This is a genomic window from Chloroflexota bacterium (assembly GCA_035652535.1).
Taxonomy (GTDB): domain Bacteria; phylum Chloroflexota; class UBA6077; order UBA6077; family SHYK01; genus DASRDP01.
Genome location: DASRDP010000104.1, coordinates 49,082 through 74,836, shown reverse-complemented (window position 1 = coordinate 74,836; position 25,755 = coordinate 49,082). Strand labels below are relative to the sequence as shown.

Sequence of the window (25,755 nt, the reverse complement as noted above, 5' to 3'; positions counted from 1 at the left end):
CACAGGCCAAGCGATGACGGGCAATCAGCAGATGGAACGACAACACCAGGTCGCGATCGTGGGTGGCGGTCCGGTCGGGCTCGCCCTCGCGGTGGAGCTTGGGCAGCGCGATATCGATTGCGTCCTCGTGGAGCGGCACCGGGCACCCGTGCGCATCCCGAAGGGCCAAAACCTTACGGGCCGGACGCTCGAGCACTTCTACTTCTGGCGCTGCGTGGACGAGATTCGCGCCTCCCGCGTTCTCCCGCCCGGCTACCCGATCGGTGGCGTCACGGCCTACGGCAACCTCATGAGCCCCTACTTTTACTGGGCGCACACCGGCGGGCGCGGACCTCGCGATCAGGACTACTTCTTCCAGCGCAACGAACGCCTCCCCCAGTATGCGACCGAGTCGGTCCTTCGCGCGCGGCTCCGCGATCTCCCTTCGGTGACAACCCACTTTGGCTGGACGGCCGAGCGGGTCGAGCAGGATGACGATGGGACCAGAATCAGCATCGTGCCGAGCGATGAGAGCGCCTTCTATAGCTGGTCGGCGGACGCGCAGCAAGTCTCTCCGCAGGCATCGGACGCACGCGCCGATCGGCGGGTGCTACGCGCGGAATTCCTCGTGGGCTGTGACGGCGGGAGGTCGCTGGTGCGCGAAAGCATGGGGATCGAGCGGAGTGGGCGCGATTTCGATCAGCGGATGGTGCTGGCGGTCTTGCGCTCGCGGGAGCTGCACGAAGCCCTGAAACGATATCCAGAGTCGACGACGTATCGCGTGCTGAAACCGGAGCTGCAGGGCTATTGGCAGTTCTTCGGCCGGATCGACGTGGGGGAGGGCTTCTTCTTTCACGCGCCGGTGCCGAAGGACACACGACCGGACAACTTCGACTTTCTGGGCCTCCTGCACGAAGCGGCCGGCTTCGCGTTCGCGGCGGAGCTGGACCACGTGGGTTTCTGGGACCTGCGCGTCATGACCGCCAGCCGGTATCGGCAGGGGCGCGTGTTCATCGCGGGCGATGCCTGCCACCAGCATCCGCCGTACGGTGGGTTTGGGTTGAATACTGGACTGGAGGACGCGGCCAACCTGGGGTGGAAGCTTGCCGCGACAATCCAGGGTTGGGGCGGACAGGATCTCCTCGATTCGTATGCCCAGGAGCGCCAGCCGATCTTTCGCGAGACGGGCGAGGTGATGATCGCCGGCGGCATTGGGCGGGACCGCGCCTTCCTCGAACGCTACAACCCGGAGAAGGACGGCCAGGAGTTCGAGCAGGCCTGGGCGGAGTTCGGCCGCCGCGCCCGCTCCGCTCGGCAGGCCTACGAGCCGCACTACGAAGGGTCTCCGGTGGTGGCGGGACCACCCAACGGGGTGTGCAGCATTCACGGCGAGCCTTCGTTGGCTGCCCAGGCCGGCCACCACCTCGCTCCCCGATTGCTTTCGAACGACCGCAACGTCTTCCAAATGCTCGGGCAGGGATTCACCCTGCTCGCCTTCGGCGCCGAAGAGGCCGCGGTGCGCCGCATCGACGAAGCTGCGCGCTCGTTACGGGTGCCGCTGGTGGTGGTGCGCGATAGCTTTGACGCGGAGCGAGCGGCCTACGCCGCGCGCCTGGTGCTCGTCCGGCCGGACCAGTACGTCGTCTGGGCGGGCGACGGCGCGCCCGCGGATCCGATGACGTTACTCCGCACCGTGACCGGCCAGGAGCTTCGATACGGCGCCGGGCGAGGGCTGCCGAATGGGTAGCGCGTGCGGGATTCGAACCCGCGATCTCCGCCTTGAGAGGGCGGCGTCCTGGGCCGCTAGACGAACGCGCCGCAGTACTCGGGCCTGGAGGAGCCTGACGCCTGCCGGTGGTGGTCCAAGTATAGCGGATGCCGCACCGGTCCCTGCCGGAGCCGCGACGTCCCGGTTGCGGTGCCGGTGAGGATCGCGCTCGTTTGGCGCCGGATGGTCAGACGTTCCGAGGACGCACGACCGCGTGGAAGGCGAACAGCAGGATCAGCGCTCCGATGACCGCCACCGCGACTGTGGCGACGTTGACGCCGGTGACCATGTCCTGGCCGGTCACCAGCCCCGCGATAAAGCCGCCCACGATCGCTCCGACGATCCCGAGAACAATGGCGCCCAGAATTCCGCCCCGCTCCGGCGCGGGGTAGATGATGTTGGCGATGATCCCTGCGATCAGTCCAACGATGATCCACGCAAGAATCCCCATGGCGGGGCCTCCTTAGAAGCTTATCCGGTGGCTGGCCCGTCGTACGTCGAAGGCATTCCCCCCGAGCGACCGACTGCCTCTTCAGCGGTGGGGCTGGGCTGCGTGTGACCTCCCTCGGTAATGTGCTCCCCGGTGGGCGGCGCACGCCCTGCTTTGATGGCGATCTCCTCGACGGCGTCCAGGTCGAGCGAGCTGTGCAGGACGACCAAGAGCGGGGACTCCACCGTGATAAAGCGCTCCGGCACGTGCAGCAGGTAGTCCGCGCGGCCATGGCGAAGGAGTATGCCGCGCCCTCGTTTTGACCTGGTGGGCTCCACACGCTCAACGGAACCGATCAGTTCGCCGTTGTGCACCACGGCGGCGCCAGGTCGCACTTTTCCCAGCATTGTGCCACGCATATTCATCTTCTCGGCAGACGTGTCCCCATAAGGACACCATAGCGCGAAGATCAAGGAGAGTCAATACGCCGCGAATGCGTTCGAAGTATCACAAAATGTTCGATTGTTACGAGAATGACCGGCGGGCTGGCGGTCTAGGAGATCGCGGTTGCCTTCAGCGCGGTCGGGACCGGGGGAGCGTGATCCGGTTCGCCCCCGACGCGCTCGCGGTAGCGCGTGAGCAGCTCGGACAGTCCGAGGATGAACTCGCGTTCCGCTTCGGACATCTGCTCTGGGGTCGGCTTTGCGGTCGACGTTGGGGCCACCGCGGAGTCGCGGCTTTCGAAGAACGCGTGAGGTGGGACCCCCAGCGCCTGAGCCAGCGCTGGAATCTCGTCGGCCTTGATCTCCGTCACGCCCGTCACTCGGTAGTGCACCCAAACGCGGTGCTTGCCGAGTCGACGGGCCAACTCGCTCTGGCTCCAATGTTTTTCGCGCAGCAGCTCGCGGAGACGATCGCGAACGAGGACGGATTGGATCTGGGCTCGCGCGGGCGCGGGCCCGGTCTCAAAGAACGCGCGCGGCTGGACTCCAAGGGCCGTCGCGAAGCGCGGAACGTCGTCGGCCTTGATCTCGGTGAATCCTCGCACCCGGCTGTTCACCCATGTGTGGTCTTCGCCGATCCTGCGCGCTATTTCTGCCTGGGTCATGCCGGACTCCCGGATAAGCGCCACAAGCTGATCACGGACCCCCACACTGCCTCCGCTCTTCACCTCTGCCCGGTGTCCACCCCCGTAGCCTCACAGTGGAGAATCAACACCGCGCAGAAAACGTCAACTACAACCAGGCCCATGACAAACGCGCCAATAGTACCTGCGCGCCGCGCATATTTTCCGCATTGCAGTCATCGTCGTCAATCGCTTCGCGACTTCTGACGAATCCTCGTTCGCCTCCTCGCGCGTACGTCATAATGGCTTCACGCTGAAGCGTGGGCGCGAAGGCCCGCGCGCCGGCGGCGAGGATGCGTGGGAGGAGTTTCGAAATATGAAGTGGCCGCGAGAAGCCCTATTCGTCCTGGTGCTGCTGCTCGCCGGATGCGCGCCGACAAGCGGCACCCGGACCCCGGTGCAGAATCAGCCGGGTCAGGTAACCGGGCCCAAGGTCCTCACGGTTGCCGTCAACGAGGACCCGAAGAACTTCTGGGACGGCGTGAACGGCGGGGGCGGCGGCGGATCGCGCGAGCTGAGCCATTTCGTGAACCAGTATCTCGCGGCAATTGGGCCCGACGGCACGCCGACGCCTCGTCTCCTGGCGGAGTTTCCTTCGACCGACGCCGGCACGTGGACCGTGTCTCCGGATGGCAGGATGGAGGTCACGTACCGGCTCCGTCCGGGCGTCACCTGGCACGATGGGACGCCCTTTACCGCGGACGATATGGTGTTCTCGTGGGAAGTGGACCGCGACCCCGCCATTCCCAATGGAAATCAGTCCGCGGTGAAACTGATCGAGCAGATGGTGGCGACGGATGAGCGAACGGCCGTCGCCACGTGGTCGCAGACGTACCCATTCGCGGATCGTCTCGAGCACCGCGAGTTCTATCCGCTTCCCGCGCACCTCCTCGAGCGATCGTATCGGGAGAGCAAGGACTCGTTCCTCGCGCAGCCGTACTTCAGCGACGAGTACGTCGGGCTCGGCCCGTTCAAGGTGAAGTCGTGGGAGCACGGCAGCTCCTTAGATCTCGATGCCAACGAGTCCTTCTTCCTCGGCAGACCCAAGTTGGACCGTATCCACGTGCTCTTCATTCCTGATCCGAACACGGCCGTCGCGAGCATGCGCGCGGGCGCCATCAACGTCTTTCTCCCCACGGGCGGGCCGGACTGGGATCAGCTCCAGCCGCTCGATCAGGAATGGAAGGCGACGGGCAAGGGCACGGTCGTCGCGGAGACGATCCGGTGGAAGTTCGCCGAGCCGCAGAAGTCCCGCCTCGCCGATCCAGGCGATCTTGCCGATCCGCGGGTGCGGCAGGCCCTGCTATTGGGCATCAACCGCCAGGAGATGGCATCGAGTCTCTTGGGTGAGATGGGGAATGTGGCCGATAGCTGGGAACACCCCAAATTCGCCGTCTACGCGCAGCTCAAAGACAGCATCACCCAGTATCCCTTCGACCCAAAGCGGGCGACGGCGCAGTTCGCCGAGGCTGGCTGGACTCCGGGTCCCGATGGAACGCTGCAGAAGAACGGTGTTCCCTTCCATACGGTCATCACCTACGAGCAGAACCAGGAGAAGGAAGCGACGATCATCCGCCAGGACCTGAAGGCCGTCGGCGTCGACGGCGACCTCGAGGTGATCTCCAACCTCGTGCTCCGCGATGCTGAGCTGCGTGCCAGCTACACGGGCATCGGGATCGCCCAGAACCCCATGGGCGCCCTCAGCGCCGTGCGCCGATTCGCTTCGGACCAGATCCCCACCGCTGCAAACCGGTTCGCGGGGACGAACCGGGGCAGCTTTACCAACGCGGACTGGGACGACATCGGCAAGCGGCTTCGCACGGCGCTCCTGGACAGTCAGCGTATCGATCTGGAGCGGGATCTGCTGACCGTATTTTCCGCGCAGCTTCCCGCGCTGCCCTTGATTTATGAGATTCAGGCTGTTCCGGTCGCGGGCTTCAAGGGCCTTATACCCATCACTGGCGTTCCCCACACGGGCAACATCATGCACACGACGAATGCCCACGAGTGGGAACTTATCCAGTAGCGACCAGCTCGTCAGCAGAGCGCGGCGGCTCGAAGCGCTCACACCGTGAGGGCTTCGAGCCGCTGAATGCGCTCCTTGATGGGCGGGTGGCTGGCGAAAATTGAGCCGGACCGCTCCTCGAACTTCTTGATCGGGTTGGCAATGTAGAGATGCGCGGTTCCCCGATTGGCGACCTCGAGGACGTCCGGGTCCGCGTCGATCTTCCGAAGTGCGTTGGCCAGTCCTTCGGGATAGCGGGTCAGCTCGACGCCGGATGCGTCCGCGAGGTACTCGCGCTGGCGGCTGACCGCGAGCTGAATGATTTGCGCGAGAATTGGCGCGACGATCGCCAGCACCACGCCGATGGCGAGCAGAATGAGCATCACCACCGGTCCTGCGCCGTTGCCGCTTTCCCTGTCCCGGCTGCGTCCGCCGGGTAGTCGCGAGAAACGCAGCGTCTGCCACACCAGGTCGGCGAGAATCGCGATCGTTCCAACCAGCACCGCCATGAGGAGCATGAGCCGTGTGTCGAAGTTGCGGATGTGGGACATCTCGTGAGCCACGACCCCCTGGAGCTCGTCGCGCGTGAGCTTTGCTCGGAGGCCGCTCGTGATTGCCAGGCTCGCGTGCGCGGGATCTCTCCCCGTGGCGAACGCGTTCGGCGCGGAGTCTTCGATAACGTAGATCTTGGGCATCGGCAAGCCAGCCGCGATGGACATCTCCTCGACCACGTTGAATAGCTCTGGGTCAACGTCATGCGCAACCGGACGCGCCTTGCTCACCGCCAGGATCATGCCGTCGCCCGCGTAGTAGCCAATGAGGGACAGGCCGAGGGAGATCGCGGCCGCCACGATCCCGACCACCGCGGCCTCGCGCAGATCGAGCGCTCCGCCCCTCGGTGCGAACAGCTCGACGAGCACGAGGCTCAGGACCGTAGCCACGATCGCGACGAAGAGCGCGAAGATCGCGACGAGGAGAACGCTATTCCGCTTGTTCTCGGCGATGAGGTCGCGAAAGGTCGTCTGCGCCGTTGCCATCGAGAAGGCTTAGAACTTGACCTGGGGCGCCGCGAGGATGGCCTCTGCCTCGGCTCCCTCGATGTGAAAGAACTCGGCTTCGTTGAAGCCCAGCGAGCGCGCGACGAGATTCGTGGGAAAGCTCTGCAGCGCCCCGTTGTACTGGGAAGCCACGTCGTTGTAGTGCTGCCGCGCGAATCCGATGCGGTTCTCGGTGGCGGTCAGCTCCTCCTGGAGTGCGCGGAAGTTCTCGTTGGCCTTCAGGTCCGGGTACGCCTCGACGACGGCGAAAAGGGACTTGAGGGCGCCCGTCAGCACGTTCTCCGCGCTCGCCTGCTGCGCCGGCCCCTGGGCCTGAATCGCCTGGTTCCGCGCCTGGACCACGCGCTCTAAGGTTTCCCGCTCGTGCCCGGCGTAGCCCCGCACGGTCTCGACGAGGTTGGGGATGAGGTCATATCGCCGCTTCAGCTGGACCGTGATCTGAGACCAGGCGTTTTGCGTCTCCATCCGCCGCCTCACGAGGCTGTTGTAGGCGCCGATAACCAGCGCGGCAATCACGACCACCACGGCGACGAACACGAGGAACGAGCCCATTTCTCTACCTCCGACGCGAGCGCTGCTCGCAAAATGAGCGTACCGGTCGCCCACGGCCCCGACCACACCCCGCGGGGTGGGGTTGGGTGACGGTTCGACCTGACGTGCTCTACCTCCCTCACGGGCCTCTCGTTTCGCCATCGGTGTGGGGCCGGGGAAGGCTCCGACCGTGGCCGGAAGCCGTCGCGGATCGGGGCAGACCGGGCGACGCAGGCGCCGGCGATTCGCCCTCCACGACCGAGCGATAGACGCGTTCATACTCGTCGGTCATCGCCGCTGGTGAAAAGGTCGCTTCGACGTGATCCCGGCATGCGGCGCGGTCCAACAGGGCGACCCGCGGGACGGCTTCGATCATTTCATGGAATGACTCGCAGATGAATCCGGTAACCCCATCGACGATGATCTCTGCCACGGAGCCTGCCCGATAGGCAACGACCGGGGTGCCCGTTGCCATCGCCTCAACCGCGGTCAATCCAAATGGCTCTGGCCAATCGATTGGGAACAGGTAAGCGTAGGCACCGCCGAGCAGCTGGTCTTTCTCGGCCTCGTTGACCTCGCCGATGTACTCGACCAGCGGGCAATCCCGGATCATCGGCTGAATCGCATGTTCAAAGTACGCCTGGTCCGCCGGATCTACCTTGGCGGCGATCACGAGGCGCTTCCCCACGTCTCGCGCGATCTCGATGGCTCGATCCGGCCGTTTCTCCGGATGGATCCTTCCGAGGAAGACGAGGTAGTCGCTTGGCACCGGGTTGAAGTGAAAGTGTGTGAGATCGATCGCGTTGTGGATTGTCGCGCGCCAGTTCGCGCCGGGCAGAGGCAGGCGCTGGGCATCGCTGATAGACACCAGAGGTTGCTCGCGAAAGTAGCCGTAGATCTGACGGATCTCGGCGCCGTCGAGGCGGCCATGCGTGGTCGTGATCGTCGGCGTCTCGGTCATCCGAGAAAACGCGAAGGCGAAATAATCGACGTGGTTGTGAACGATGTCAAAGTCACCTGCGCGGCCATACGCTTCGGCGAGTTGCACGAGCGTGTGAGGGACAGAATATTGCAGCTCGCCTGCCAGCCGGAGACTCCGTGCGCATACGGGCACGAGCTCGGCGGCCGTGCGGGAGTCGCCGCTGGCAAACAACGTGACTTCGTGGCCGCGCCGAACGAGCTGTTCAGTCAGGACCGATACGACGCGCTCGGTCCCGCCGTATAGGGCAGGAGGGACAGACTCGACGAGCGGCGCCAACACTGCGATGCGCATACACTCTCCCCCGATCGAGCTGATTCCTGGGCCGGCTGTCGCTGGAAAAGGCTGTCGCCGACAGCGCCAACAAGGCCGCCGAGGCCCGCCTCCCGCATCATCTGGCCAATCTCCACCATCTTCGTCTCTCCGGCGCCGCCGAGCCAAGCCCTTTTGGGTGGGGGGTCGGAGCGCAATGGGTGGCGATCGGATTGCCCCTCGGGGGTGGGACCAGCTCCCATCTTGATCAGCGCCCGGCGGCGCCCGAACGATTCCCATCGCCAAGTTCTTCCTCGGTGTAACGGACAGCCTTACGGGCGAGAACGTGCTGTAGCCGAACGAGCTGATCTCGCACCTCGACGTCCCCGCCCCGGCGACCGGGACGCACGGCGCATGCGTGAAGGCGATGGACCGTGCCGCCTGGTCGTTCGCGCTCGCACCCGCCGCCATCACGGTGGCTCTGCGTCCGGTCGGCTGCCGACGCCTCCGTGGCCGATGCGCGCCCCGGACTACCCGGTGGTGTGGGTTCCGCGAGCGGACGCGCTGTCTAGACTCTAGAGACTGCTTAGTCCGCGCGGCGGCGACCCATCAGGTCCAGCAGTACTTCGAATCTGCCGCCGCATGTTGCGTGCGCGTCGACGGCGCGGGATGGAGAGGCAAGGGATGAGACGCGAGACGGACATCGATACGGTCTGCGAGACCTGTGGCGGAGCCTCAGTGGTGACGGAGCCAGAGCTCGATCGTGACGAGATCCCAACCGGCGTCTTGATCGTGCGGTGCGACGGGTGTGGGCGGGAGCTCGGGCGGCTGACCGAGCAGGAGTATGCGCCGGAGGCCGAGCCTCCGGTCGAGGGGGAGATCCTCATTCCGAGCGAGGACGAGATGCCGCGCAGCGCGTAGGCGATGTTGGCGCGCGGCCCTCGAGGAAGCCTTCGTTGGCCGTCATCATGAGCGCCACGACCAGGTGTAGATGTAGAGCATAGGGCCACCTGACCCGGGTGTCTGGCGGGTCACCGGACCCTGCAGGGGCCCGACGACCGCGTTCACGTTCACGCCGAAGAAGTTGGGGATGATGGGCAGCTCCTCGCTGATGATGCGCTCGAGCTGGGCGGTCAGGCTGTTCCGCTCCTGTTGGTCGAGGGTACTCGCCCACGCCTCGAAGACGCGATCGTACTCCCCGTTGCTCCACCCGTAGCGGTTGTCTCCGGTCCAGCGGTTCTCTGGGCCCGCGATGGCCGACGAGGTGAGGCCGTCCAGACCCGGCCCACCGCCCCGCAGCACGAGTCCGGGGAGGAGGGCGCGAAGGCGGCGGTCGCCGAGCTGGGCAGCCGTGATGACGTTGGGACTGGCGTCCACGCCGGCGCGCCGCAGGCTGTCCACGTAGGTAGCGGCTTCCTGCTCGTTCTTCGTCCCTGCCGACGACCAGACGCCGAGCTTGACCGTCTGGCCATCGCGGCGCGCGAAGAACCCGTCGCCGCCCCGCACGAACCCGACCTCTTCCAGAAGCTGCGCGACGCGACGCTGGTCGTACGGGTGTCTCTGAATCACGCGGTCGATCTCCGGATAGAAGTCGACCTTGGGCGACGTAATCGTCGGTGTCTGGAGGCCGCGGCCGGCTGTGAGCACCTCGACCGCGGTGGCCGAGTCGATCCCGTACGCAAGGGCACGCCGAACGCGGACGTCCGTCAGCTCGGGTGGGTCGGCAACCTCAGGACGAACCTGAACGTTCGTGCTCCGGAACTCCGTGGGCGCGTACAGGACCGTGCCGCCGTGATTCTCGGCCCATCGCTGCTCCAGCGTCTGCCCTTCCGTTTGCGAGAAGACGAAGTCGCCCGTGTAGTGGACCTCGCCGGAAAGGATGCCGGCCAGGGCCGTCTGCGGGTCGGGAATGATGGAGAGCTTCACCCGGTCGATGGGCGGCCGACCCAGCGCGTGCCCATCGAACGCGCGCCCCTCCATGAAGGCGCCGGGCTCCCAGTTCTCCAGTCGGTACGGCCCCAGACCGATATACGCGGTGGTCCAGAAGGGGAGGGCTGCGAAGGCGGCCGCGTCGAGATCGCGGTAGGGCGCCTCCAGCAGGTGGCGGGGGAGCGCCTGGAACCCCCGGTTCAGCTCGGCCGCGTCCGGGTAAGCCTGACGCCAGCGGAGCACCAGGGTGCGAGCGTCCGGCGCGCTCGCGCCTTCCATCTGAGCGATGGGGACCGACGCCGCGCTGCCCATCTCCGGGTTCTTGTAGACCTCGAGGGCGAAGACGAAGTCCGCCGCCGACAGCGGCGCCCCATCGTGCCAGGTCAGATTCGGTCGGAGGTGGTACGTCGTCTCCATTGCACCATCGGGGAACACCCGCCAGGTCTCAGTGTTGAGCTGCGGCAGACTTTCGGCCAGGTATGGTCGCGTGACGGCCTGCTCGTCGGGAAAGTCGAGAGTCGCGTTGAAGACGCTGCCCGGGTCGTTGAGCCCGCCCGAAAACGCAAAGAGCGGCTTTACGGCAAGGCTGGGGGGCTCGCCGCGCACGGCGACGACCAGGGTCCGCTGGGGCTTGCTCGCCGGCCCGGCCGCACCAGCCTCCGGCCGCGCCGGCGCCGGCTGCGCGCAGGCGACGAGGACCATCGCGAGCCCGATTGCTGTTGAGACGTGCGCGATCCGTGCCGTACTGTTCGCTCCTGGGAGCCCGAGTCAACGCGGCGACGCAGCAATCATAGTGGCCTGCGATCCGGTAGACCAGCCCGCGCCGAGGGGGGCGCGCAGCGACGGGATGCTCGTCCGCTCCCCCCGAGCCTTCGGCTTCGCGCAGGAACGCTGGCGAAGCGTGCGGCGCCCCCTGACCGAGATCCCGGTGGTCAGCTCGAACGTAGTTCGCGCCCCTTTCAGCATCCTGCCAAACGATCCGACAACCTGGGTGAGCGGGGGTACAATGGCTCGATCCGCGGGTGGGAGGTTTGCCGATGCTCACGCAAGCAGAGAACGAGACGCTCACGCGCGTCGGGCCCGGGACGCCGGTCGGTGAGCTATTGCGTCGGTACTGGCACGTCGTCGGCGCGATGGGCCAGCTCGATCAGGACCCGGTGCGCTCCGTCCGCGTCCTGGGCGAGGACCTGGTCCTGTACCGCGACGAGGCGGGCACGCTGGGGCTGGTGGGCGAGCGGTGCGCCCATCGCGGCATCTCCCTCGCCTACGGCATTCCGCAGATAAACGGGCTGCGCTGCGCATATCACGGGTGGACGTACGATGCGTCCGGACGGGTCGTGGACATGCCCTTTGAGCCAGCCTGTCTGCCGCTGAAGATCGCGGCCTACCCGGTTCAGGAGCTGGGCGGGCTGATCTTCGCCTACCTCGGGCCGGAGCCACGGCCGCTCCTGCCGCGATGGGATCTCCTCGTGCGCGCTGACCTCGACCGAAACATCCGCATCGGAGAGCTGGACTGCAACTGGCTGCAGCCGATGGACAATGCCATGGACCCTGTCCACTTCGAGCACCTGCACGCGGCCTTTGGAAATTACGCGATGCGCAAACAGGGGAAGCCGCCTTTCATGGCGCCCGCGCGGCACGTCAAGATCGACTTCGACGTTTTCGAGTACGGAATCTTCAAGCGGCGCCTGCTCGAGGGCGAGCCGGAGGACTGCGACGACTGGACCACCGGCCACCCGGTGCTGTTCCCCAACATTCTGGCCCAGGGCGGCGACACGCCCAGCTTCCAGATCCGGGTGCCGGTCGACGATACCCACACGGTCGTGTACTGGTACACGACGAGGGCCCGCCCCGACGGTCGACCGCCCCAGACCGAGATCCCCGTCGGCGTCCAGCAGCACAAGCGGCCGGACGGGTCCTTCGTGGACGATACGATCCCGGGCCAGGACATGCTCGCCTGGGACGCCCAAGGCCCCATCACCGACCGGACCTCGGAGCACCTCGTTACTTCGGACAAGGGCATCCTCCTCTATCGAAAGCTGCTCCTGGAGCAGGTGGAGCGGGTGCAGCGCGGAGAGGACCCCCTGGGTGTGATTCGCGATCCCGCGAAGAACGAGCCCATGATCCCGATTGCGCGCGAGGGGCAGCGGCTTCGAGCCTTCCGCATCCCGGCGAGCGTTCAGCATCCGGTCGGCCACATGCCCGAGCGCTAGCGAGCGCGAGCCGGTCGTGGGGAGCCTCCTCGCCCGATCGACGTGCCAGCGGTGGGCCCGAGGAGCGGCGACTGTGGCCTGCCTGTTCGTGATCTGCGCCGCGTGCGCCCGGTCGCCGAGCCGTGGGACCGACGAGGCGGGCCCCCGTTCGACGAGCCCTGAGCCTCAGCGCACGCTCGTCATCGCCATTCGCGTCGAGCCTCCGGCGCTCACCACGAAGGTGCTGCAGGCGGCGGGGAACCTGACGCTTGATGCGACGCGTGGACTCTTCAACGCCAACCTCGTCCTCATCGATGGGGGTGGCACTCCGCGGCCCGAGCTGGCGGAGGAGCTGCCCACCCTGCGGACCGAGAGCTGGCGCGTCGACGCCGATGGACGGATGGAGACGACGTATCGCCTGCGTCCCAACCTAACGTGGCACGACGGCGCTCCCCTGTCGGCGCAGGACTTCGCCTTCGCCTGGCGCGTCTACGCCAGCCCCGAGCTCGGCGTCGCGGCGTCCCCGCCGGTGAGCCTCATGGATGAGGTCCGCGCGCCCGATGATCGAACGGTGGTCATTGCGTGGAGCCGGGCTTATGCCGAAGCTGGCCTGCTGGGCACGAGCTTTCCTGCGCTGCCGCGCCACCTGCTGGAGTCCGCCTACGAGAATCGAACGCCAGGCGGCGAGTCCTTCGTCACCCACCCCTTCTGGACGACCGGCTACGTCGGGCTCGGGCCGTATCGTGTGCAGCGCTGGGAGCCCGGTACGTCGATCGACGGTGAAGCCTTCCCCGGCTTCGCGTTCGGCAAGCCGTCCATCAGCCGCGTGCAGCTCCTCTTCATCAACGACCCGAATACCGTGGTGGCCAACATCCTGTCCGGCGCCGCGCAGCTCACGTTCGACGACGCCATCCGCTTCGAGCAGGGTGCCGTGCTCCGTCGCGAATGGGCCGCGGGCGGTCCGGGGGTCGTAATTCATTATCCGCAGCAGGTGCGGTACACGGAGGTGCAGCTCAAACCCGACCTGGTCCAGCCGGCGGCCCTCCTGGACGTGCGGGTGCGGAGGGCGCTGGCGCACTCGGTCAACAAGCAGGAGCTGATCGACGGGCTGCTGGACGGGGTTGGCTCGCCGGCCGACACCATCATCTCGCCCCAGGTCCAGTACTTCGACGCGCTGAACCGTGCCATCGTCAAGTACCCGTTCGACCTCCGCGAGGCGGATCGACTGCTGACCGAGGCCGGCTTCGCGCGCCGCGCGGACGGGTATTACGTCGGACCGGATGGCGAGCGGCTCGCGCCCGAGCTGCGCGTGCGGGCGAGCGCGCACAACCAGTCGGAGATGGCGATCATGGCCGACGGGTGGAACCGGGCGGGCATCGCGGTCAGCTCCTACGTCATTCCGGCGGCGCAGGCGCTGGATAGCGCGGTGCTGGCGACCTTTCCCGCCCTCTCGACCACCAGCCGCCCGGCGCAGGAGTCGCAGCTCGTGAATCTGACGACCCGGCAGATTCCCTCAGCCGAGAATCACTGGTCGGGCTCCAATCGCGGCGGGTGGTCGAATCCCGAGTACGATCGGCTGGCCGACGCCTTCACCGCCACCCTCGACCAGGCGGAGCGCAATGGCCAGGTGATCCAGATGATGCGGCTCTTCAGCGAGGACGTGCCCGGGCTTTTTCTCTACTACAACGAGCAGATCGTGGCCCACGCGGCGGCGCTCACGGGCCCGGCGCCCATCGCCACCACCAGCATCTTCACGTGGAACGTTGCCGAGTGGCAATGGCGCTGACGGCGCCGAGCTGATCCCAGGTTGCGATGATCTCGTCGGACGTCACGACGGCGCCGAAGTGCTTTCCGATGGTGAAGAGGGTTGCCTCGTGGGCCGAGCGCACGCCGCTCGCGGTGCAATCGCTCACGAACGCTACGAAGTAGTCCCGCATGTACGCGTCGCGCGCCGTAGTCTCGACGCATACGTTCGTCGCCTCGCCCGTCATGATGACGGTTTGAACGCCACGGGATCGAAGCACCATGTCCAGGTCCGTCCCGACGAAGCCGCTATAGCGGTGCTTGGTCACGACGTACTCGTGCGAGCCCGGCCCCCATTCGGGATCCTGCCTGGGCTCGAAGCCCGGGAAGTAGTCCGCCCCCCAGCTGCCGGGAAAGCACAGCCGGTAGTTGGTGGCGTGCCGGCCGAGCCAGGAGGCGGAGTCCGTCCAATCGCTGTGGTGGGTGCGCACGTGGACGATGGGCAGTCGGATCTCGCGAGCCGCCTCGAGCAGCCGGAGCAGGCGCGGGGCCATCGCCTGGATCATGCTCGGGTCGCCGCCGTGCGTCGCGAAGGCGCCGTGCGAATCGCAAAAGTCATTTTGCATGTCGACGACGATAAGAGCTGTCTTTCGTGGGTCGAGGAGGTCCGGAAGCTCCATTGCGCACCTCACAACGGCATTGTCGCCCGTGACGAGCTGACCGCGACCGGCGACGTGCGCCATTTTCGTGAGGCGCGCCGCGGCGCGTCAAGCGCCGCGGCATTTCGTGGATCGCCCGCGCCCGGGGTTCATCCCACACCTCGAGCCATTCGGGCGGAGCCAGCCGGAGTGGCGTCCGGACGCGATGACGCGGTCGTCGGCGTACGAAGCCACTCTTGCCCGCGTGAAACGCACGGTCGCCGACGATCCCGGCCGATGCGGTACAACCCCTCCGGACGTGAGAGATGATATGACCCAGACTCCGCAAGGTCTGTCGCTCGACGAGCCCGTGTCCGCTCGAACCCGGCTTTGGACGCGCGGCTTTCTGCTGCTATGCACGTCGACGGTGCTCTGCTACTTCGCCAACTACCTCGTCGGCGTCGTGTTGCCCCTGTATGTGCAGGACATCGGTGGGGATCCCATCATCATTGGACTGGTCTTCACATCGTTCAGCGCGACGAGCTTCGTGCTGCGCCCGCTGATCGGGCATCTTTCAGACGTATGGAGCGTTCGCGGCACGATCGCGATCGGCGCAGGGCTGCTGGGCGGACTCCCCTTCGCGCTTGTTTTTCCGTCGCTCTGGGTCTCCTTTTTCGCCAATGCTATCCGCGGTATTGGGTGGGGGGCGTTCAGCTCGGGCAGCTCGACGGGGGTCGCCTTGCTGGCGCCGCCCGGCCGGCGGGGTGAAGCGTCCGGCCATTACAGCATCGCCGGGACTGCATCGCAAGCGTTCGCGCCCGCCATCGGGCTCTGGCTGCTGCAGCTAACGGGGAGTTTCTCCGTCGTGTTCTTCCTCGGGGGCATTTGCGGCCTGGCCGCACTCGCCCTCCTTCTCACGCAGGTCCCCCGCATCGGGGCGGGAAGGACAACCTTCCTCGGGGCGTTCCGTTGGGCGAAAGGCGGCATCGGCCTGAGCACGTTCGTCGAACCTCGCGTGCTGCTGGCATCCGTCATTCTTGTGTGCCTGACGCTCACCTCCCCGGTCACCTTCGCGTTCGTGCCCGTCTACGCCCGCGCGATCGATGTTGAGAACATCAGCGTCTATTTCATCGCGGCAGGCGTAACCAGCATCACCGCGCGCTTCGTCTGTGGGCGCTATCTCGACAGGGGCAGCCGCGGGCAGTGGATTCTAGCGGGCTACTGGCTGCTCGCGGTCGCGTTCGTCGTGTTCACGCAGGCGCGGGACCTCAATGGGTTCATCATCGCCGCCGTGTTCAGCGCGGTCGGAACGTCACTGGCCCAGCCGGCCCTCATGGCGCTCGCCATGGATCGCGCGGCAGCCGGCCGAATGGGCAAGGCCATGGCAACGTACTCCATGTTCTATCGCGTCGGCGAGGGGCTCGGAGCCCCGCTGGCGGGGGTGCTTATCGTCCGCTTCGGGTTCACCGGGATGTATCTCGGCGCCCTTGCGATCATCCTCATCGGTGTCGTCCTTGTCACGGCGAACTGGGGCACGCTGGGCCACCAAACCGCCGCGACTCCCCACTAACGGGCCACGTCTCACAGCCATGGCCATAGCGCCGGGAGCACCGGTAGGTCGGAGGTTCATCCCCCGCCACGACGTCGGTCAGGGCGCGATCCCGTGAAGTGAATCGATGGTTGACGTGGGTGGCGCGACGGAGTATGACGGACGCCATGGCTGCCGAAGGTCCGGGGGAGGCCGTGTGAGGGCTTGGCCGTGTGCGTGGTCGTCGCGATCGTGGGGATTTCCGGGTGCCGTCCGCCGGGGCCCAGCGCCAGCCCGTCGCCAACGCAAGTGGCCGCTCCACCCGTCCTCAAGCGCATCACCGCCGCGGTTCGCAGCAACCCACCGACGTTGAACAGCACGATCAGCGGCACTGCCAACGGCAAGGTACCGGGAGTGTGGCCTCGTTTATGGTGCCCAAGCCACGATGATCAACAACCGACTGGTCAACGCAAGCGGAACCGTCCCAACCCATGGCGCGGCAACCTGGAACGTCCAGGATTGGGACCGCCGGTAGCCAGAAACAAGGGGGCGCGCCCGTTCCAGCTCACCAGGTGGGAGGAAGCCGATGCGAATCGACGTTCACGCGCACTACTACACGCCGGAGTTTATGGCGCGCATGCGCGCCCTCGGATGCTCCTGGCGGCCCAACCGGGAGATCGTCGATACCGCCGGCCTCACCGACCTTCGCGCCGAACACCTGGCGGCCGGTGGAGTGGACCTTCAGGTGCTATCCGTTGGGGCGCAACAGCCATACCTGCAACGCGTCGAAGACGCGGTTGAGGGCGCGAGGTACGCCAATGACTTCTACCGCCAGGCCGTCGAACGGGGCGGAGGGCGGTACGGCGCGTTCGGGTGTGTGCCACTCCCCCACGTGAGCGCCGCCATCGCCGAAGCCCGCCGCTGCCTGGACACCCTTGGATTTCTGGGGATCAACTTGGGCTGCTCGACCGCTGGTCGGGCATTGGACGACCCCGATTTTCACCCGTTCTGGGCCGAGCTGGACAGCCGGCGCGCGGTGGTATTCCTCCATCCATTGGGCGTGGGCGGGCCGCTCCAGAAGGACTTCGGCCTGGCATGGAGTGTGGGAGCGATGTTCGAGGACACGATCGCCGCGCTCCGCCTCGCGCGGTCCGGGCACCTGGATCGGTTTCCTCACGTGAAGATCATCGTTCCCCATCTGGGCGGCACCCTCCCCTTCGTCTGGGACCGGGTGACCCGATCAGATCCGCGGGCTGCCGCTGGACTTCGGCGTCTCTACTACGACACGGTGAACGGCACGCCCTCGGCCCTTCGATGCGCGTGCGAAACCCTGGGCGCCGACCGCCTCATGTTGGGCACCGACTACTCCTACCACACCCCACAGGAATGCGTGAGCGACGTCGAGGTCGCCGGCTTGGCGCCCAACGAGGTGACCGGCATTCTCGACCGCAATGCCCAGGCGCTCCTCGGGGTGGGAGCGTCCGCCTGATCGGCGGTAGGCCGGGGTCTGGCGCAGCAGGTCGCTGCGGACCACGTTGGCGAGGCCGTCACGCGGTGCCTCGGGTCAGAAGGAGGGATCAAAACTGGCGAACGTCCACGACAGGCTGTCTCAGACTGAGCGGACATGAAAAGGAGCCGGAATTCATTGCACGTCGGCAAGCGTGTCGCGCGTACCGGCGGGGGGCGGGCCTGAGCGGACATGAAAAGGAGCCGGAATTCATTGCCGGGCTCCTGCTGGCTGCGGGACGTGGATTCGAACCACGATTAACTGATCCAGAGTCAGCCGTCCTACCGTTGAACGATCCCGCATCGGGCCCCCCGAATCATACCACAGCCGTTTTGACTGACCGCGCGCTCGATCCACATGGTAGGCTGACCGGGCGCGCGGGATGAGGCGGTAGCGGACGACGACGGTGGCGGTCTTCATCGGGACGTCGGGCTGGCAATACGCGAGCTGGCGCGGCGCCTTCTACCCGGAGAAGCTGGCCCAGCGCCAGTGGCTCGAGTTCTACGCCGCCCAGTTCCAGGTCGTCGAAGTCAACAACACGTTCTATCAGCTCCCGAAGCCCGAATCGGTACGTAGGTGGGCCGCTGCTACGCCGCCGGACTTCATCTTCGTCACGAAGATGAACCGCTTCCTCACCCACATTAGGCGGCTGCGGGAGCCGGAGCCCACGGTTGAACGGTACTTCGACGTGATGCGTGAGCTGGGGCCCAAGCTTGGCCCGGTCTTGCTCCAGCTTCCGCCGAACCTGGAGTTCGACCCCGAAGCGCTCCGTGGGACTCTCTCGACCATGCCGCGCGATGTTCGGGTGGCGGTCGAATTCCGCCACGCCTCATGGAGTACACCCGCGACCCGCGATCTGCTGGCCGAGCACGGCGCCGCTCCGTGCGTGGCCGATCGGAAGAACGAGGTCGTGACGCCGAGTTGGCGCACCGCCGACTGGGGCTACGTCCGGCTCCATCAGGGGACGGGCTCGCCGTCGTCATGCTATACGCCCGAGGCGATGCAAGCCTGGGCTCAGCGCATTGCGGATGAGTGGGATGAGGGCTCCGACGTCTTTGTCTTCTTCAACAACGACGCGCATTGCTGCGCCGTGCGCGACGCCGCGACGCTCGCCGGGGCGCTCACCGACCTCGGACGGGCGACGACGCGAGCGCCATCCCTCGATGAAGTTCGGGTCGCGAGGGACAGTCGGCAATCGAGGTGACCGCCGCCTCGGTCATCCTGAGGGCGGAGCCCGAAGGATCTCGGGAGCCAGGGATGCTTCGCTGCGCTCAGCATGACAGGGCCGCTTCGATGCTTCGCTGCGCTCGGCATGGCAGCCGTTTGTCATCCTGAGGGCGGAGCCCGAAGGATCTCTCTCGTGCGAGATGCTTCGCTGCGCTCGGCATGGCAGCCGTTTGTCATCCTGAGGGCGGAGCCCGAAGGATCTCGGGAGCCAGGGATGCTTCGCGGCGCTCGGCATGGCAGGCCCGTTTTGATGCTTCGCTGCGCTCAGCATGACAGCGGTTCGGCGGCCCCCACCCCCACCCTCCCCCGCTGCGGCAGGGGAGGGGGTGAAATTCCCTCCCCCTCGAGGGGGGAGGGTCAGGGAGGGGGTGGAATGCCCCATCCCAATCCTTCGACAGGCTCAGGGCGAGCGCCCAGGCCCGCCGTTCACGGCGGCGGCCTCTCGCCCCGCGCCCAGGCCCGCCGTTTACCGCGGCGGCTCCCGAGCCGGCCGAAGGGCCTGCTCAGGGCGAACGGTTAGGGCACGCGGGAGGCCGCGTCCTCGAGCCGCTGGACTACCCGGTCCCGCCCGAGCACCTCCATTGTCTCGAACAACGGCGGCGTCGCCGTCCGACCGGTGCAGGCGACGCGAATTGACATAAACAGCTGGCTCGTCTTGAGCCCCAGCTCCTCCGTGAGGGCGCGGTACGGCGGCTCGAGCGCATCGTGGGTGAAGGGCTCGACCGTGCGGGCCAGGGCCGCGGCGCGCGCCAGCGCCGCGCGCGTGGCGTCGCCCGTCACCCCCGGGCGCACGAGAAGCGCGGGGTCGTACTCCAGCGCTTCGGCGAAGAAGAACGACGAGAGATCCCGCGCCTCCGATAGGGTGCGCAGTCGATCCTGGATCAGCCCGGCGATGGCGGCGAGGTAGGCGTCGTCGGCGGATGCGCCGTCCGGACCGAGGAACGGCCGGATGCGCGCCGCCAGCTCGGCGGGTGGAAGCGCCCGAATGTAGATGCCGTTGAACCAATCGAGCTTGGCGTGGTCGAAAATGGCGCCCGTCCGGCTCACGCGGTCGAGGGTGAAGCGCGCTACCAGGTCGGGGAGGGAGAGGATCTCGTCGTCGGTGCCGGACGACCACCCGCACAGCGCCAGGTAGTTGAGCATCGCCTCGGGCAGATAACCGGCCTCCTGGAAGGCGGCGATGCCCGTCGGCCCGTGGCGCTTGCTCAGCTTCTTACGATCGGGCCCCAGGATCGCGGGCAGATGGGCGAACACCGGGGGCTCCCAGCCAAGCGCCTCGTACAGGAGCACGTGGCGCGGCGTGCTGGAGATCCACTCGTCTCCCCGCAGCACGTGGGAGATCTCCATCACGTGGTCGTCGACCAGATGCGCCAGGTGGTAGGTGGGAAATCCGTCCGATTTCACGATGACGAAGTCGTCTAGCACCCGGTTCTCCCACGTCACGTCCCCGTGGATGACGTCGGTGAACGTCGTCGAGCCCTCCAGCGGCACGGCGAAGCGCACCACGAACGGCGCGCCGCTCGCCTGGCGCTCCGCCCGCTGCGCCTCGGTGAGCCTCCGGCACAACCGATCGTAGCCCGGCGGCTCCTTCCGCGCCTGCTGCTCGCGCCGCAGCTCCTCGAGCCGCTCGACGCTGCAGTAGCACCGATACGCCTTGCCTTCGCGCAGCAGCTGATCGACGTACCGCTGGTAAATGGGGAGGCGTAGGGATTGCTCGTAGGGGGCGTAGGGTCCCCCGACGACGGGCCCCTCGTCCCAGTCGAGGCCGAACCAGCGCACCGCGTCGAGCAGCGCCTCGACGGCGCCGGGGACCAGCCGCTCGCGGTCGGTGTCCTCGATCCGGATCACGAATTTTCCGCCGCGTCCTCGGGCGAAGAGCCAGTTGAAGAGGAACGTCCGGAAGGTGCCGATGTGCGGCAGGCCGGTCGGACTCGGGGCGATCCGCACGCGCACCGGGCGCCCCTCGGCCGCGCCGGGCGTCGGGGCGCTCATGCCGTGGCCTCCGCCGGGTCGATCACGGACCGCGGCCGCCGGAGCGCGGCGAGCGCCCGCTCCAGGTCGGCCGGAAGCGGCGCCGTGAACCGAAGCCGCTCGTCCGTGGCCGGGGAGGTGAGGGTCAGCTCTGCGGAATGGACGAACTGGCGCGTCAAACCGCCCGGGGCGCGTCCGCTTCCGTAGACGCGATCGCCCGCGACCGGGTGGCCGATGGACGCGAAGTGCACGCGGAGCTGGTGGGTCCGTCCGCTGGGAAGGCCGGCGTCGACAAAGGTGAACCGGTCGAACCGCTCCAGCACGATGAACTCCGTTCGCGCGGGCCGGCCGTCGGGCCGCACCGCCATCCGCTGGCGGTTGAACCGGTCCCGTCCGATGGGCGCCTCGATGGTGCCCCGATCCTCGTGGATCACGCCCGCGACCAGCAGCCGGTAGCGCTTCGCGATTTCGCCGCGCTGCATCTGCCACTGCAGGGCCGCAACCGCGTCCACGGTCTTTCCCACGACCATGAGTCCCGACGTATCCTTGTCCAGGCGATGGACGATGCCGGGCCGCTTCTCGCCCGTCGGGTCGCGCAGCTCGGGAAACCGCGCAAGGAGCGCGTGGACCAGCGTCCCGGTCTCGTGCCCTGGCGCCGGGTGGACGACAAGCCCCGCGCGCTTGTCCACCACTACCATCGCCGCATCTTCGTACACGACGTCGAGGGGGATCGTCGGGTCTGGCTCCAGCAGCGCGTGCGACGCCACGCGCTCCACGGCGACCCGCTCACCGCCGGCCAGGCGAGCCGCCGCCTTCGTCGGCGCGCCGTTCAGCGTGAGCGAGCCGGACTCGATGAGCCGCTGCCACTCGGCGCGCGAATGCTCGCCGGCGTACCGGGCGAGATACGCGTCGAGGCGCATGCCGGCGCCATAGGGCTCCACGGTAAACGTGGCGGCGGTCGAACTTGCAGGCTCGCGTCGCGGCGCGCGCTTGGGCGGCGCGTCAGCTCTCGCGGGCATCGGAGGACCGGAGGAGGTGGAACGCCAGGATCCCGACGCCCACCACGATGGCCGAATCGGCCAGGTTGAACACGGGCCAGATCGCGACGTCGATGAAGTCGACGACGTATCCGAAGCGCACCCGGTCGACCAGGTTGCCGATAGCGCCTCCCAGCTGGAGCCCGAGGGCGAGCCGCAACGGGACGCTGGTGACGGGGAAGTATCGGTAGCTGGCCAGGATGACGCCGATGACTACGAGCCCCACGATGACGAAAAAGATCGTCCGATCCTGCAGGATCCCGAAGGCGGCGCCCCGGTTCGACACGTAGGTGAGCCGGGCGAAGTCGCCCAAAATGGGCACCGACTGCTCCGGCTGATCGACCAGGAAGCGGACGGAGAGGGACTTCGTGATCTGGTCCGCCACCAGAACGAACGCCGCCACCAGCGAGGAGCCGGCGAGGCGGCGGACCATGGCGCCGTGGGACGGGCGGTGCCGGAGGCCCGGGTGCGAGGACGGGAGGATGGGCTCCGCACGCCGAGCCATGCCGTAGTCGACGTTGCGCGGCCTCGACTGCTCAGTCACCGGTCCGCCGAAGGGCCAGCTCGATCTCCTCGTCGTCGAGCCTCCCTTTCCACGTCAGGGTCGCGCCCGAGCCGTCCGGTGCGCCGATGCGCAGATCGGTCGCCCCGACTTCGTCCAGAATGCGGTCGCGGTGCTCGCGCACCACGGCCGCCCAGGATTCCGATCCGGCGAAGGTCAACGTGATCCGATCGTCGACGCTCAGGCCCGCGTCGCGCCGCATCGTCTGGACCCGGTGCACCAGCTCCCGGGCGCGGCCTTCGTTCCGCAGCTCCGGCGTGACCGTTCGATCGAGAGCGACGGCCAGTCCACCGCGAAAGCGCAGGTCCTGGGCGACGGCGCGGTTCTCCAGCGGCTCGAGGGCGATGGTCACCTCGCCGGGCTCCAGGACGACGCCGCGCACGGCGACCGAGCCGTCCGGCCGGATCGTGTAGTCGCCGGCCTGGAGGGCGCGGCTCACTGCGGGGAAGTCGTGGCCCAGCTTCGGCCCCAGGACGCGCGGGTTTGGGCGGGCGGTGCGCCGGGCGAAGGCCTCGACGTTCTCCGCCGTTAGGACGGCCTTCACGTTCAGCTCGTCGGCGATCTCCCGGCGCAGCTCGTCGGAGAGCTGGAGGTCGGTCGACTCCCCCGCGATGGTGATGGAGGGGAGCGGCTGCCGCACCCGGATCCCGGCCTCGCCGCGCGCCGCTCGCCCGAGGGTCACGACCTCGCGCGCCAGCTCCATCTCGGAGTCCAGCTCCGGCGCGCGGCGGGCGCCGTCCGTCGTCGGGTAGGGGGTCAGGTGCACGCTCTGGGGCGCGGCGCTGTCCCACGAGCGGACCAGGTTCTGATACATCTCCTCGGCGAGGAAGGGCATGATAGGCGCGATCACCCGTGCCAGATCGACCAGGCACGTGTGGAGGGTGGAGAAGGCGGCCCGCCGATCGGCCGGCTCGGCCGCGCGGGAGAACCGGCGCCGACTGCGCCGCAGATACCACGTCGAGAGGTCGTCGACGAATCGGTCGACCGCGTCGACGACCGCGGCCACGTCGTAGGCCTCGAGCCGGTCGTTGGCCAGAGCGACGAGCGCGTCGAGCCGCGAGAGGATCCAGCGGTCCATGCGGCCGCGGTCCGCGCCGCCCGCGCCTCCATGGCCCGGAGTGAACTCCTCGACCTCGGCGTAGGTGACGAAGAAGCTGTACACGTTCCAGAGGACCAGGAGCTTGCGGCGCACCTCCTCCGCGGGCCCGTAGCCGAAGAGGAGGTTGGTGGTCAGGTTCTGGCCGGCGTACAGCCAGCGCATCACGTCGGCCCCCATGCGCTCGGCGGCTTCTTCGAACCAGATGGCGTTCCCCAGGCTCTTGTGCATGGGCTGGCCCGTCTCATCCATCAATTTCTCGTAGACGAGGACGGCCTGGTACGGCGAGCGGTCCTCCAGGGCGACGCTCATGAAGAGCATGCTGTAGAACCAGAGGCGGATCTGCTCCCGCATCTCAGAGACCCAGTCGGCCGGGAACCAGCTCGCCCAGGTGGCGCGGTCCTTCAAGTAGCCGGGGCCCAGCGTGGAGAAGGGGACGATGCCGGCGTCGAGCCAACAGTCGCCCACCTCGGTGACCCGCTCGACCTCGGCGCCGCAGCTCGGGCAGCGGATGCGCACGGCGTCGATCCACGGCCGATGCAGCTCCCGCACCTGGTCCATCCCGGTTACGGCGCGGGAGCGCAGCTCCTCGACAGACCCGACGACGGTGAGCGTGTCGCAGGCGGCGCACGGGTAGAAGGGGAGCGGCAGTCCCCAGTAGCGCTTGCGCGAGATGCACCAGTCCTGCATGTTGTTCAGCCAGTCCTCCATCCGCTTCCCGGCGGAAGGCGGCGTCCAAGCGACGGTCCGGGCGGCGGCGATCATCCGCGGGCGGATCTCCTCGGCGGAGATGAACCATTCGGACACGCCGCGGAACACGATCTCCTCCCCGCAGCGCCAGCAGGTCGGGTACCGGTGCTGGATCTCGGCCACGCGGTGGAGGTAGCCCTTCTCCTGCAGAGACGCGAACACCGCGTCGCGCACGTCGTGGACGTTGGCGCCGACGAGCGGACCGTAGCCTGGCACGAAATCGCCGTTGTCGTCGATGGGGACGAGCACCGGGAGGCCGAACCGCTGCCCGAGGGCGAAGTCCTCCGCCCCGCAGCCCGGAGCGATGTGGACGATGCCGGTGCCTTCCTCCTCGCCCACCTCCTCCCAGGGGATGACCGCGTGCTGCACGTCGCGCTGGGCGTCCAGCTCGTCGAAGGGGCCATGGTATCGCCAGCCCACCAGGTCGCGGCCCTTCACGGTCGCGACGACCTCTGGGGGCGTCGTGGCCCGGTACGTGTAGGCGCGGAACGGGTCGCCGCCGGCGGTCGCGTCGATTTCGATGGGTCGGCCGAACACGGCGCCAAGGGTCTTCGGCGAGAGGTAGTATGCCTCGCCGCCGACGACGGCCTTGACGTAGTCGAGGTCCGGGTGCACCGCCAGCGCCACGTTGGCCGGGAGGGTCCAGGGCGTCGTGGTCCACACCATAAAGAACTCGCCGGGCCGATCGACGATGGGAAGTTTGACATAAAGTGATGGGTGAGACACCTCGCGGTACGAGTCGGTGCCGATCAGCTCGTGCTGGGAGAGGGATGTGCCGCAGCGCGTGCACCATGGCATGGTGCGCCAGCCCTTATAGAGCCAGCCGCGCTCCTGGCAGCGCTTCAGGAAGTGCCAGATGTGCTCGATGTTGTTGTCGCTCATGGTGTAGTAGGAGTGGTCCCAGTCCATCCATTGTCCAAGGCGGATGGACTGCTCGGTGATCACGCCGGCGTACTGGAGGACGCGCTCGCGGCAGCGCTCGGCGAATTTGTCGAGGCCGTACGCCTCGATCTGGCGCTTGGAGTTGAGCCCGAGGGCGCGCTCGACCTCGACCTCGACCCACAGGCCCTGACAGTCGAAGCCGTTCTGGTAGCGCTGGTCGCGTCCGCGCATGGCCCAGAAGCGCTGATAAACGTCCTTGTACGTGCGCCCCCAGGCGTGGTGGACGCCCATGGGGTTATTGGCCGTGATCGGGCCGTCGATGAAGGAGTAGCGCGCGTTGCCCCGGTTACGCTCCACGAGCTGCTGGAAGACGCTGTGCTCGTCCCAGAAGCGGAGGATCTCGTGCTCCAGCGCCGGGAAGTCTGCCTTGGGGGAAACCGGTTTGTACACGCGCGCTCCGTCCGGCCGCTGACACAAAGAGTCTCGCCCCACTGGGACGAGACGTGCACCGCGTAGCGGGGGCCGTTTCTCGAAGTGTACCACAGGAGCTGGGCGCGGCCCCGCT

The 25,755-nt window shown here is 67.3% G+C and carries 20 protein-coding genes and 2 tRNA genes; 8 read left to right on the top strand and 14 right to left on the bottom strand.

Annotated features, from left to right (window positions below):
• Positions 1-31 precede the first annotated feature (31 nt).
• A complete protein-coding gene (locus VFC51_12900) occupies positions 32-1,726 on the top strand; it encodes an FAD-dependent monooxygenase (protein ID HZT07922.1) in 1,695 nt (564 codons plus the stop codon).
• On the opposite strand, the gene VFC51_12895 is transcribed toward VFC51_12900, so the two are convergent.
• The 4 genes from VFC51_12895 to VFC51_12880 form a co-directional block, all read right to left on the bottom strand.
• Positions 1,724-1,797 (bottom strand) — tRNA-Glu (locus tag VFC51_12895). The two genes, VFC51_12900 and VFC51_12895, sit on opposite strands and share 3 nt — an antisense overlap.
• 137 nt (positions 1,798-1,934) lie before the next feature.
• Positions 1,935-2,198, bottom strand: a complete 264-nt coding sequence (locus tag VFC51_12890; GenBank protein HZT07921.1) for a GlsB/YeaQ/YmgE family stress response membrane protein — start codon at positions 2,196-2,198, stop codon at positions 1,935-1,937.
• Between the two features lie 20 nt (positions 2,199-2,218).
• On the bottom strand, positions 2,219-2,596 hold the full coding sequence (locus VFC51_12885; GenBank protein HZT07920.1) for a hypothetical protein: 378 nt from the start codon (positions 2,594-2,596) through the stop codon (positions 2,219-2,221).
• Positions 2,597-2,730: 134 nt separating this feature from the next.
• On the bottom strand, positions 2,731-3,285 hold the full coding sequence (locus tag VFC51_12880; GenBank protein HZT07919.1) for a helix-turn-helix transcriptional regulator: 555 nt from the start codon (positions 3,283-3,285) through the stop codon (positions 2,731-2,733).
• 334 nt (positions 3,286-3,619) lie between these two features.
• Between VFC51_12880 and VFC51_12875 the strand changes: the two genes are divergently transcribed.
• Complete coding sequence (locus VFC51_12875; GenBank protein HZT07918.1) at positions 3,620-5,329, top strand: peptide ABC transporter substrate-binding protein; 1,710 nt, start codon at positions 3,620-3,622, stop codon at positions 5,327-5,329.
• A gap of 38 nt (positions 5,330-5,367) precedes the next feature.
• On the opposite strand, the gene VFC51_12870 is transcribed toward VFC51_12875, so the two are convergent.
• From VFC51_12870 to VFC51_12860, 3 genes are all read right to left on the bottom strand, one after another.
• The gene (locus VFC51_12870) at positions 5,368-6,345 is read right to left on the bottom strand and encodes a M48 family metallopeptidase (protein HZT07917.1); all 978 of its coding nucleotides are present in this window, start codon (positions 6,343-6,345) and stop codon (positions 5,368-5,370) included.
• Positions 6,346-6,354: 9 nt separating this feature from the next.
• Positions 6,355-6,918, bottom strand: a complete 564-nt coding sequence (locus tag VFC51_12865; protein HZT07916.1) for a LemA family protein — start codon at positions 6,916-6,918, stop codon at positions 6,355-6,357.
• A 118-nt stretch (positions 6,919-7,036) separates the two neighbouring features.
• The gene (locus VFC51_12860; protein HZT07915.1) at positions 7,037-8,170 is read right to left on the bottom strand and encodes a glycosyltransferase family 4 protein; all 1,134 of its coding nucleotides are present in this window, start codon (positions 8,168-8,170) and stop codon (positions 7,037-7,039) included.
• A 642-nt stretch (positions 8,171-8,812) separates the two neighbouring features.
• Here VFC51_12860 and VFC51_12855 point away from each other — a divergent pair.
• Positions 8,813-9,049 carry a hypothetical protein gene (locus VFC51_12855; GenBank protein HZT07914.1) on the top strand — a complete coding sequence of 79 codons (237 nt, stop codon included), beginning with the start codon at positions 8,813-8,815 and terminating at the stop codon, positions 9,047-9,049.
• Between the two features lie 45 nt (positions 9,050-9,094).
• Here the strand turns inward: VFC51_12855 and VFC51_12850 are convergent, their stop codons facing one another.
• Entirely contained in the window at positions 9,095-10,759 is a 1,665-nt protein-coding gene (locus VFC51_12850; protein ID HZT07913.1) for an ABC transporter substrate-binding protein, read from the bottom strand.
• A gap of 335 nt (positions 10,760-11,094) precedes the next feature.
• Here VFC51_12850 and VFC51_12845 point away from each other — a divergent pair, with 335 nt between their 5' ends.
• A complete protein-coding gene (locus VFC51_12845; GenBank protein HZT07912.1) occupies positions 11,095-12,270 on the top strand; it encodes a Rieske 2Fe-2S domain-containing protein in 1,176 nt (391 codons plus the stop codon).
• A 73-nt stretch (positions 12,271-12,343) separates the two neighbouring features.
• Positions 12,344-14,035 carry a peptide ABC transporter substrate-binding protein gene (locus VFC51_12840; GenBank protein HZT07911.1) on the top strand — a complete coding sequence of 564 codons (1,692 nt, stop codon included), beginning with the start codon at positions 12,344-12,346 and terminating at the stop codon, positions 14,033-14,035.
• On the opposite strand, the gene VFC51_12835 is transcribed toward VFC51_12840, so the two are convergent.
• Entirely contained in the window at positions 14,001-14,672 is a 672-nt protein-coding gene (locus VFC51_12835) for an isochorismatase family cysteine hydrolase (protein ID HZT07910.1), read from the bottom strand. The genes VFC51_12840 and VFC51_12835 overlap by 35 nt on opposite strands.
• Before the next feature lie 289 nt (positions 14,673-14,961).
• On the opposite strand from VFC51_12835, the gene VFC51_12830 reads away from it, so the two are divergent.
• Both VFC51_12830 and VFC51_12825 read left to right on the top strand, forming a co-directional pair.
• On the top strand, positions 14,962-16,200 hold the full coding sequence (locus tag VFC51_12830; GenBank protein ID HZT07909.1) for an MFS transporter: 1,239 nt from the start codon (positions 14,962-14,964) through the stop codon (positions 16,198-16,200).
• 544 nt (positions 16,201-16,744) lie between these two features.
• The gene (locus tag VFC51_12825; protein HZT07908.1) at positions 16,745-17,647 is read left to right on the top strand and encodes an amidohydrolase family protein; all 903 of its coding nucleotides are present in this window, start codon (positions 16,745-16,747) and stop codon (positions 17,645-17,647) included.
• A gap of 246 nt (positions 17,648-17,893) precedes the next feature.
• Here the strand turns inward: VFC51_12825 and VFC51_12820 are convergent.
• Positions 17,894-17,967: transfer RNA gene (locus VFC51_12820), tRNA-Gln, on the bottom strand.
• A 104-nt stretch (positions 17,968-18,071) separates the two neighbouring features.
• Here VFC51_12820 and VFC51_12815 point away from each other — a divergent pair.
• Entirely contained in the window at positions 18,072-18,869 is a 798-nt protein-coding gene (locus tag VFC51_12815; protein ID HZT07907.1) for a DUF72 domain-containing protein, read from the top strand.
• Between the two features lie 539 nt (positions 18,870-19,408).
• Here VFC51_12815 and gltX read toward each other — a convergent pair.
• The 4 genes from gltX to ileS are packed head-to-tail and all read right to left on the bottom strand — an operon-like array spanning position 19,409 to position 25,640.
• Positions 19,409-20,884, bottom strand: a complete 1,476-nt coding sequence (gltX, locus tag VFC51_12810) for a glutamate--tRNA ligase (GenBank protein ID HZT07906.1) — start codon at positions 20,882-20,884, stop codon at positions 19,409-19,411.
• Positions 20,881-21,882 (bottom strand): RluA family pseudouridine synthase, encoded by a 1,002-nt coding sequence (locus tag VFC51_12805; protein HZT07905.1) that lies wholly within the window; start codon positions 21,880-21,882, stop codon positions 20,881-20,883. The genes gltX and VFC51_12805 overlap by 4 nt, the downstream gene beginning before the upstream one ends.
• Positions 21,866-22,444, bottom strand: a complete 579-nt coding sequence (lspA, locus tag VFC51_12800) for a signal peptidase II (protein HZT07904.1) — start codon at positions 22,442-22,444, stop codon at positions 21,866-21,868. The genes VFC51_12805 and lspA overlap by 17 nt, the downstream gene beginning before the upstream one ends.
• A complete protein-coding gene (ileS, locus tag VFC51_12795; protein HZT07903.1) occupies positions 22,437-25,640 on the bottom strand; it encodes an isoleucine--tRNA ligase in 3,204 nt (1,067 codons plus the stop codon). Before ileS ends, lspA begins: the two co-directional genes overlap by 8 nt.
• Positions 25,641-25,755: the final 115 nt, after the last annotated feature.